This window comes from Pseudomonas sp. 05N434, assembly GCF_056396965.1.
In genome coordinates this window covers 1-1,992 of sequence record NZ_JBFTMK010000733.1, presented here as the reverse complement: position 1 = coordinate 1,992, position 1,992 = coordinate 1, and the positions used below count along the sequence as shown (strand labels likewise).

2 protein-coding genes are annotated in these 1,992 nt (G+C 61.4%); both read left to right on the top strand.

Annotation, left to right across the window (positions count from 1 at the left end; genetic code table 11):
* The first annotated feature begins 338 nt into the window (after positions 1-338).
* Positions 339-1,739, top strand: coding sequence for a YfjI family protein (locus AC1DLB_RS28745; protein WP_477786162.1), 1,401 nt, complete (start codon positions 339-341; stop codon positions 1,737-1,739).
* On the top strand, positions 1,723-1,992 hold a 270-nt coding region (locus tag AC1DLB_RS28740), incomplete at its 3' end, for a hypothetical protein (RefSeq protein WP_477786161.1). The genes AC1DLB_RS28745 and AC1DLB_RS28740, both read left to right, overlap by 17 nt.

Sequence of the window (1,992 nt, the reverse complement as noted above, 5' to 3'; positions counted from 1 at the left end):
CACTCGCCACAGCGATGCCGATGATGGTGCCGCAGCCCACGGAACGGACTGCACCTGACTGACAGTCAGGCATGCCCCAGTCATCGCCTCACTGCCTTCACCTGACTCAGGATCTCCCGGCATTGGTCTCGTCAGCCAGTGCAGCCTCCACCCGCCCACGTCTTCGGAGGTGTTCAGGAGGCCAGATCGTGAGATGCCCAAGCTCCCGGTCGTAAAGAGCCGTCAGTCCCGCGTAAGTGGACAAACCTCACAGGTCGCAGGGGCCTTGATCCCTGATAACACTCAACAACCGTGGCGGGATGAGTGAGGACGAAGTCGACAATCTCAGGAGAATGGCGATGCAACTGTGCGAAGCGTTCGAGCCACCACAACCGTTGCTGGAATACCAGCAGGTGYCACTGCCCTACCCGGTCGAAGCACTCGGGGATCTGTTGGGCCCTGCGGTCGAACGACTGGCCGAGGTGATCGGCGTCCCCTGTGCCATGGCTGCACAATCGGTGCTGGCCAGCGCTGCCCTGGTGAGCCAGGGTCATGCCAATGTCCAACTCGACGGCCGAACCTATCCGTTGTCCCTCTACCTACTGACGGTGGCGTCCTCGGGTGATCGCAAAAGCGCGGTGGACCATCTGGCACTGAAGGCGGCGCGCGACTGGGAGCGACAGCAGTGGACCCTGTATGCAGAAAAGCTCAAAACCTATCGTGCAGCCAGCAGCCTCATGACCAAACCCAAAACCGCAAAAAAACACGCGGAGACGGAAGGCAGTGAGCTGTCCGAGCCGGTACCACCGAGACTGATCATTGCCGAGYCCACCATTGAGGCTCTGGTCAAAAGCCTGTGCCAGGGCTTACCCAGCATGGGGTTGTTCAATGATGAAGGTGGCCAGTTCTTGGGCAGCAGCACCATGAGCAAAGAGAATCTGCTCAAGGCGATCACCACCTTGTCGACATTGTGGGATGGCAGCCCGATCGACCGGGCTCGATCCATGGCCGGAGAAAGCCTGCGTGCCTATGACCGCCGCCTCAGCCTGCATCTGATGCTGCAGCCCTACCTGGCCAACCAGCTGTTCAAAGACCCGGTGATCAATGGTCAAGGCATCCTCGGCCGTTGCCTGATCAGTTGGCCCGAGCGCCTGGCCGGCCAGCGGCTCTATAAGGCAATCGACTTGAGCCTGGATGCCAAAGTCCAGCGCTACCAACAGCGGATCACCGCCCTGCTGCAAAAGCCCTGGTCGCTTCACAAGGATGGCTCACTCAATCCTGCCACGCTGGAGCTCACTCCCCGCGCCCGTCGTGCCTGGATAGATATTCACGACACCATCGAGTGCCAGTCTGGCGAGTTCGGCGAGTTGGCCGGCGTCCAGTCTGTGGCGGGCAAGGCGGCGGCGAATGTGCTGCGTATCGCGGGCGTGCTGGCCATGGTTGAAGAGGCCAGTGCGCTGGACGAGGCACACATCCAGCGTGCCTCCACGCTGATGGATTACTACCTGGCCGAGATTCAACGCCTGACCGAACAAGAGCCGGTCAATAGCCGACGCGAAGAGGCGGATCGGCTGCTGCGCTGGCTGGTGCAGAAAGGCTGGACCCAGTTCACCGTCCGCGACGTCAATCGCAACGGTCCTCGTTTTGCCCGCAAGAGCGCTGACCATACCGCCTCTTTATTGGTCGTACTGATCACTTCTCGCTGGCTGAGCAGCCGCGACGGAAAAACTTTCGAGGTCCGCCATGTTCCGCCTCAATGACGCGGTGCGCTGCTACCAGGCGCAACATCAATCGCAACCTGAATCGCGGCGTGTCGCCGCTTCTGTCGCCACCCTGTCGCCACGCGCCAGGCCAGAAGCGACGCGGGTTGTCGCCACTGTCGCCGCTGTCGCCACACCACCATTTGAGCCTGCCAACCTCGCCCTGCTGATCGAGCAACTGCGCGAAGAAGGGGCACTGCTGCAACACCACGAGAACGCCCTCCTGATCCGCCCGACACACTGGCAGCAGGTG